This window comes from Micromonospora sp. RTBAU3-60 (assembly GCF_054963695.1).
Genome location: NZ_JBUEGB010000074.1, coordinates 24701 through 31318, shown reverse-complemented (window position 1 = coordinate 31318; position 6618 = coordinate 24701). Strand labels below are relative to the sequence as shown.

The 6618-nt window shown below is 66.7% G+C and carries 11 protein-coding genes; 4 read left to right on the top strand and 7 right to left on the bottom strand.

Annotation, left to right across the window (positions count from 1 at the left end; translation table 11 throughout):
• From ACY34I_RS34825 to ACY34I_RS34815, 3 genes are all read left to right on the top strand, one after another.
• On the top strand, positions 1–688 hold a 688-nt coding region (locus tag ACY34I_RS34825), incomplete at its 5' end, for a DUF5753 domain-containing protein (RefSeq protein ID WP_462759405.1).
• A complete protein-coding gene (locus ACY34I_RS34820; protein ID WP_462759404.1) occupies positions 681–890 on the top strand; it encodes a DUF397 domain-containing protein in 210 nt (69 codons plus the stop codon). The genes ACY34I_RS34825 and ACY34I_RS34820, both read left to right, overlap by 8 nt.
• Positions 891–1012: 122 nt before the next feature.
• Complete coding sequence (locus ACY34I_RS34815) at positions 1013–1198, top strand: hypothetical protein (RefSeq protein WP_462759403.1); 186 nt, start codon at positions 1013–1015, stop codon at positions 1196–1198.
• A 235-nt stretch (positions 1199–1433) separates the two neighbouring features.
• Here ACY34I_RS34815 and ACY34I_RS34810 read toward each other — a convergent pair whose 3' ends face one another.
• Entirely contained in the window at positions 1434–2120 is a 687-nt protein-coding gene (locus ACY34I_RS34810) for a DNA alkylation repair protein (RefSeq protein WP_462759402.1), read from the bottom strand.
• Between the two features lie 120 nt (positions 2121–2240).
• Here ACY34I_RS34810 and ACY34I_RS34805 point away from each other — a divergent pair, with 120 nt between their 5' ends.
• A complete protein-coding gene (locus tag ACY34I_RS34805) occupies positions 2241–2390 on the top strand; it encodes a hypothetical protein (RefSeq protein WP_462759401.1) in 150 nt (49 codons plus the stop codon).
• On the opposite strand, the gene ACY34I_RS34800 is transcribed toward ACY34I_RS34805, so the two are convergent.
• From ACY34I_RS34800 to ACY34I_RS34775, 6 genes are all read right to left on the bottom strand, one after another.
• Positions 2373–2918 (bottom strand): Rossmann-fold NAD(P)-binding domain-containing protein, encoded by a 546-nt coding sequence (locus tag ACY34I_RS34800; RefSeq protein ID WP_462759400.1) that lies wholly within the window; start codon positions 2916–2918, stop codon positions 2373–2375. The two genes, ACY34I_RS34805 and ACY34I_RS34800, sit on opposite strands and share 18 nt — an antisense overlap.
• Complete coding sequence (locus ACY34I_RS34795; protein WP_462759399.1) at positions 2903–3187, bottom strand: hypothetical protein; 285 nt, start codon at positions 3185–3187, stop codon at positions 2903–2905. The genes ACY34I_RS34800 and ACY34I_RS34795 overlap by 16 nt, the downstream gene beginning before the upstream one ends.
• A gap of 55 nt (positions 3188–3242) precedes the next feature.
• On the bottom strand, positions 3243–4082 hold the full coding sequence (locus ACY34I_RS34790) for an amino acid ABC transporter ATP-binding protein (protein WP_462759398.1): 840 nt from the start codon (positions 4080–4082) through the stop codon (positions 3243–3245).
• A 5-nt stretch (positions 4083–4087) separates the two neighbouring features.
• Positions 4088–4882, bottom strand: a complete 795-nt coding sequence (locus tag ACY34I_RS34785; protein ID WP_462759397.1) for an amino acid ABC transporter permease — start codon at positions 4880–4882, stop codon at positions 4088–4090.
• 67 nt (positions 4883–4949) lie between these two features.
• On the bottom strand, positions 4950–5768 hold the full coding sequence (locus ACY34I_RS34780) for a basic amino acid ABC transporter substrate-binding protein (RefSeq protein ID WP_462759396.1): 819 nt from the start codon (positions 5766–5768) through the stop codon (positions 4950–4952).
• Between the two features lie 138 nt (positions 5769–5906).
• Positions 5907–6215, bottom strand: a complete 309-nt coding sequence (locus tag ACY34I_RS34775) for a phosphotransferase-like protein (protein ID WP_462759395.1) — start codon at positions 6213–6215, stop codon at positions 5907–5909.
• Positions 6216–6618: the final 403 nt, after the last annotated feature.

Here is a 6618-nt window from a genome sequence, read left to right as displayed (position 1 = left end):
GGAAGAGATAACCGAGGCGATGAAGGGGCTGGCCGCGGAGACGAAGTCGAAGGGCTGGTGGCACGCGTACGGAGACGCGGTGCCGAGCTGGTTCGAGCTGTACGTCGGCCTGGAATCCGCCGCCGCCCACCTGCGGCGCTACGACGAGTCCCTTATCCCCGGTCTGTTCCAGACCCGTAAGTACGCGCAGGCCATCTACCGACTTGACCGCCCGCAGGCAAGCGAGGAAGACCGGGAGCGAGCGGTCGAGGTTCGGTTGCAACGACAGTCTTTGCTGACGCGCCAACTGCCGGCGGCGCCGCAGGTATCCCAGGTACTCTCCGAGGCGGTCCTCAGGCGGACTGTCGGAGGGCCGGGAGTCATGCAGGCCCAGCTCGACCACCTCATCAAACTGTCCGGCCTGCCGAACGCCTCCATCAGGGTGCTCCCGCTGGCTGCGGGTCCGCAGCCCGGCGCGGTGGCCGGCTCCTTCGTGATCCTCGACTTCCCGCCCGCCAAGGGCGGCCGAGTGGCACCCGAGCCCTCGATCGTGTACAGCGAGTCGCTAACCGGCGCGCTCTACCTCGACAAGGCCGACGAACTGACCACCTATGAACGCGTCTGGAAGGGGCTGGATGCGCTCGCCCTCAGCAATTCAGAATCGATCGACATGATCAAGAGGATCACTGGGGAGTTGCGGCATGACTGACCTGACCGGCGCCGTGTGGCGCAAGAGCACCCGCAGCGGCGGCAACGGTGGGGATTGCGTCGAGGTCGCCACCAACCTCCCCGGCATCGTCGCCATACGCGACTCCAAGGCCCCGGCCGGGCCAGCGCTGATCTTCGTGCCGAGCATCTGGGGTGAGTTTGTGAACGCGGCCAAAAGGTGGACACCCGTCCGCAAGTCCTAGCGATGAGACCGATCGGCGGGTTACTCCGCCTGATCGTCGAAATCATACTTGCGCCCGTGACCTATTAGGACCCGTACGGCCAGCCGCTCCCCGCCCCGATTCACGCCGCGTTCCCGGTGCCCGTGGTACCGCAGAAGTCGGCCGGCGTCGCGGTCGCCCTGCAACTGGCGCTCGGGCTCCTCGGCATATTCGGCGTAGGCAACCTCTACGCGGGCCGGACGGGCATGGGCCTGACCCTCGTGCTCTTCCTCTGGGGGCTGTTCTTGGTCAACTTCTTTCTCCTCTTCCTGTTCATCAGTTCACGGTGAGCTGTTGCCATATCGACGGTTCGGTCCGCATCGAGCACGCTCCCCGATTGGTCTTTCGGCTGAGTCGTGTCACTGCCTACTGAGAAAGCGAGGGCCCTTCCAACAATCTGCGAACCGATAACTCGTCGGCCGTGCGGCCACAGTAGAGATACATTCGGTGAGCTGATCTCAACAAGTGTTCGTATCGGGTACCGGGTTCTCAGAACGTAGCGGCACGAGCGCGAGCGCGGCCTTCCTACTTGTCGTGCCGGCGGCGCACCATCTCGGTGATCCAGATGGGCGCGAACGGAGACGTGCAGCCCGGGGAAGTCGGATAGTCCTTGAGCACCTCCAGGCGCTCGCCGATGTCGATTGCACGGGCGCGGTGCTCGGCATGCTCAATCCCGATATGACCCAGGCACTCGTTCATCGCCCACTGCAGGCGATCCGGGGCCTCCTTCATCTCCGCCTCGATGACATCGAGCAGTCCGGCGAGGTCGAGACCCTCGGGCTTCTTCGTCACGCGTTCGGTGGTCAGCGCCCAGCCGGCACTCGCGACCACTGGATCCGGATCGGCGGACCAGGCCAGGCGCAGCTCTTCGGAGCGCGGGTTCTTCTTCACCACGTAGTTCACGAGCCAGTCGTGAACCTTCGGTGTACGCGCCTCGCGCAACATGACGTCCAACTCGTCACGCTCAAACGCCTTCGGGCGGCAGATCAGGATCGCCAGCAGTCTCGCCGCGGTGTCATCCTTCTTCCAGAGCTGGCACGCGAGTTCCTGCTGCGTCTTCAGCCGCTTCGCGAGTGCGCGCAGCTTGCTGAGGTTCACACCGTGATCGTCACCGTGTCTCTCGTTCACCTCGCGTGTCCTCGGGTCCTCGAGCTCAGCCAGCTCGGCCATCACCTCAGTCACCATCGTCTCGGTCAGCGCGTTCCCGGCCATCTCAGCCTCCTGTCCATCACGTGCGAGATTCAGCCTAGGACGAAAGCCGGCCTCCTGTCGTACACGCCGATTCGGCGGCAGCCACCGGCACGAAAGTGCCCGATCAGGGAGAGACGCCAGATGACGACCGAGATCACATCGCTGAACGGCTTGGCGATTCAGTCGTCGCGCGGGACCGATCAGCGCATCCCGGGGCGACCCCAGCGTTTCTGCGCTGCGATCTCCCGGTTGGCCGAGACCCGCCTCGCGCTCTCAGGCGGCGGTTCCTGAACTGCGGCTCGTGCCGTTGAGCACGTCCTCGAGGGAGGCCGGTGCGCGGCCGGTCAGTTCGGTGACCGCGTCGGAGGTCGCTGCCCGGCCCTGGCGGATGGACTCGAACATGCTTGTGTACGCGTAGGTCCACCACGGCTCCTCGCCGAGGCGCAGCAGGGCGCCGGCGAAGTCGGCCGGCGCGGCGTCGGCGTACCGGTACCCGACGGCCGAGGCGATCGCCTCGACGGTGAGGCTCTCCGGCCCCGTCACGTCGTAGTGCGCGTTGGTGGGTTCGCGCAGGGCCAGGGCGGCCAGGCAACGCGCCACGTCGCTTCGTGTGACGAGGGAGACGCGGCCGTCGGCGGCCGGGAGCGCGACCGTCTGGTCGGCGCCGCTCGCGCCGACCTGCCGGACCAAGCCGAGGAAGAACTCGGTGAACAGGTCGGCGCGCACGATGGAGTACGGGAGGCCGGGGGCGCGGAGCAGCCGCTCGGTGTCGCCGTTGGTGAACGCGTAGCAGAACGGGGAGTTCAGAGCGACGTCCAAGCCGCTGAGCAGCACCACGTGCCGGACCCCGCGCTGGATCGCGGGTCCAGGACGTTGTGGTGGTGGACGACCACCCGCGCGGCCCCGTCATCACTGGACACGAACACCAGCGTGTCGACCCCGTCCGGCGCCACGCGCAGCGCCGCAGGGTCGTCGTACGGTGCGGTACGACTCGACAGCGGGATGACGTCGTGCCGTCCCTCGGCGGCCAGCAGTCGCACCACCTGGCCGCCGACCCGACCGGTGCCCCCGGTGACCGCGATCCTCATGCCTGCTCCCACGCGAATCCGTCCGAGTCGGGTCGGTCGCATGACGTCGTGATCGTCACAGGTTGTGGCGGTCGTCGGCCGGCAGGCGAGGCAACCCCGCGGGCTCCGGGAACTGGTCGGGCTGGCCGAGCTGCGCGACATGGGCCGGGTCGAGGACCCGGGACAGGAAGGAGCGGGTCCGTTCGTGCCGCGGCGCGCCGAGCACCTCCTGCGGCGGGCCCTGCTCGACTACGACGCCGCCGTCCATGAACACGACGCGGTCGGCGACGTCCCGGGCGAACGCCATCTCGTGGGTGACCACCATCATCGTCATGCCCTCCTCAGCGAGCTTGCGCATGACGGTGAGCACGTCGCCGACGAGTTCCGGATCGAGTGCGGAGGTCGGCTCGTCGAAGAGCATCAGCTTGGGGTCCATCGACAGCGAGCGGGCGATCGCCACCCGCTGCTGCTGCCCGCCGGAGAGCTGGGCCGGAAACGCCTTGGCCTTGTCGGTCAGGCCGACCCGATCCAGGTTGTCCCGCGCGATCCGCTCGGCCTCGGCGCGGCCGCGCCGGAGCACCCGGCGCTGGGCGATGGTGAGGTTGTCGAGCACGGTCAGATGCGGGAAGAGGTTGAACGACTGGAAGACCATTCCGATGCCGCGGCGTACCGAGTCGATCTCGACGTCCGGGTCGGTCACCTCGATACCGTTCACCCAGATCTTGCCGGCGGTCGGCTCCTCGAGGAGGTTGACGCAGCGCAGCAGCGTCGACTTGCCGGAACCGGACGGCCCGATGACGCAGACCACCTCGCCGTGACCGACCTCGAAGTCGATGCCCTTGAGCACTTCGATCGGGCCGAAGGACTTGTGCAGGTCACGGATCTCGACGGCGGGCCGGGACTGAGTCGTCGTCATGTGGATCACCGAGCCTTGGCGTAGCGGAGTTCGAGGCGTCGCACCACCTGCGACAGGGGCAGGGTGATGATCAGGTAGGTGAAGCCGGCCACCAGCAGCGGGGTGGCGTTCACCCGGTCGTTCAGCGTGTCCCGACCGAACTTGGTGATCTCGATGGTCTGCGCCGTCACGCCGAGCACGTAGGCGAGCGACGAGTCCTTGGTGAGCAGGATGAGTTCGTTTGTCAGCGGCGGGATCACGATCCGGAACGCCTGCGGGATGACGATGGTGCGCATCGCGGTGAAGTGCGACATGCCGAGGGTGCGCGCCGCCTCCATCTGTCCCTTCGGCACGGCCTGGATGCCGGCGCGGATGGTCTCCGCCATGTACGCCGCGGCGGTCAACCCGAGACCGATCGCGATCGAACCGAACACGCCGCCCGGAATCTCCCGCTCTGGGAAGGCGATGGGGATGCCGTACCCGACGAGGAAGAGCACGAGCAGCGCGGGCAGTCCCCGGAACAGTTCGATGTATGCCGTCGCCACCCAGCGGTACGGAGCAACCCGGGACAGCCGCATCAGCGCGAGGAGGGTGCCGAACACGAGGCCGAAGGCGAAGGCACCCAGGGTGTAGAGGATCGTGTTGCGCAGCGCGACGGTGATGATCGTCGGGAACATCGACTCGATGATGTCGACGCGGAAGAACGCCTGTTTCAGCCGGCCCCAGTCGGCGGCGTAGATCACCGCGGCGACGACGGCGACGAAGGCCAGGTACTGGAGCCAGAGGGACAGCCGCTCTCGCTGGCGCCGTCGCAGCTTCACGGTTCGATGCTCCTTGCCCACGTGGAGGGCGCGCGCCGGGCGCGCGCCCTCCTGCCATGAGGTTCGATCACTTGGCCGGCTGCTTGCCGATCCACTTCTCGTAGATCTTGTCGTAGGTGCCGTCCTGCTTGGACTTGGTCAGCACCTCGTTGATCTTCTTGAGCAGCTCCGGGTTGTCATCCTTCTTCACCGAGAACCCGTAATGCTCGCCGGTGTCGAACTCCGCGGTCACCTCGAACCCGCCCGGGTTCTTCTTGATGTACTCGGTCCAGACCGGCAGGTCGTTGATGGCGGCCTCGACCTGGCCGTTGGCGAGGGCCTGCTGCAGGGCGGCGACGTCCTCGAACTCGACGAGCTGCAGGCCCTTCTCCTGCTCGAACTTCTTGGCGTAGTCACGGCCCGTGGTCGACGCCTGGATCCCGAGCTTCTTGCCCTTGAGGTCGTCGAGCGACTTGTACGACTTGCCGGTCTTGACCAGCAGTGCCTGAGTTGCGTCGAAGTACGGATCGGAGAAGTTCATCACCTTCTGCCGTTCCTCGGTGATCGTCATGCCAGCGGCGGCCACGTCGCACTTGCCGGTGTTCAGATCCTGGCCCGACTTGATCCCCTCGAACGGGGTGTCGACGATCGACTGCTCGACGCCCAGCTCCTTGGCGACCAGGTCCATCACGTCGACGTCGAACCCGACGATCTTGCCGCTGGCATCCTTCGACTGGAACGGCGCGTACGGCAGGTGGGTGCAGACGGTCAGCTTGCCCTTCTCGATGAGCTTGACGCCGCCCGCCTGGACCTCGCCCTCGTCCTTCTTGGCGCATCCGCCGCTCACGGCGAGGGCGGCGATCGCCACCATGAGTCCAGCCCTGCGGACTGCGCTGGGGAAAGTCACGCTGCGTCCCTCCGATTCAGCCCCCTGTGACGGGCAGCCAGGGTTGTGCACTAGCGATGTGACAGGGCACGCTACCTGATCCGGCATGTCCTACCAAGATCGCGTCGCGCCATTGTGCCGATCCCGTAACCATCACGGTCAGTGAAGCCGACAGTCGACACGCAACCCGGCCGCATTCGGCATCGTCGCGGTCGCCTGTCCGTTCTGGGGCATCCCCGACCGCGCCTCATCGACGATGACTCGGGCGCCCGCACGGGCCATCGCGGCGACCCCCTCGATCCACGCCGCTTCCAGCGTCCGGAACTCCGGCCCGGCGATCACCTCGCCATCTGGAGCGAACTCGATCCCCGGGGCGCGTAAAAGCCCCGGGGGATAAAAAACAATAGAGAGTCGGGACAGGTTGATCTTGCTGACGGGTTCGTATCGGGTCAGGTTTTCGCAGCTCAACCACCTGACAGGGCAGATCGGCAGCGCTCGTCTGGGGCCTCGACTCGCCGACGCCCCCAACCGAGCCCCCAATGCCGCACCCAGCCGAGCCTCCACACGCGGGCTGACATCCACAGAGCTGGGCTCGGCCGCGACAAGCGCCCAAAACTGCCCCTGTCGACCGCTGGCACGCGTCGCCGCATCGCCCGCACGCCACGGCGACAGCCCGCGGGAAGGCACCGCTGCTGCACTGTTGTCAGCCCCTGTCAGGGCTAACAGCGGCGCCCAGCTGAACCGCCTCGAGTTCAATGCAGACCAGCTGTTAGCCCACCCGTCGGGTCAGGTCCTGCCAGATCGGGTCAGGTCCTGTGAGGTCGCGTCAGATCCCGTCAGGCGACGGGGCTTGCTGACAGAGCCGCTCACT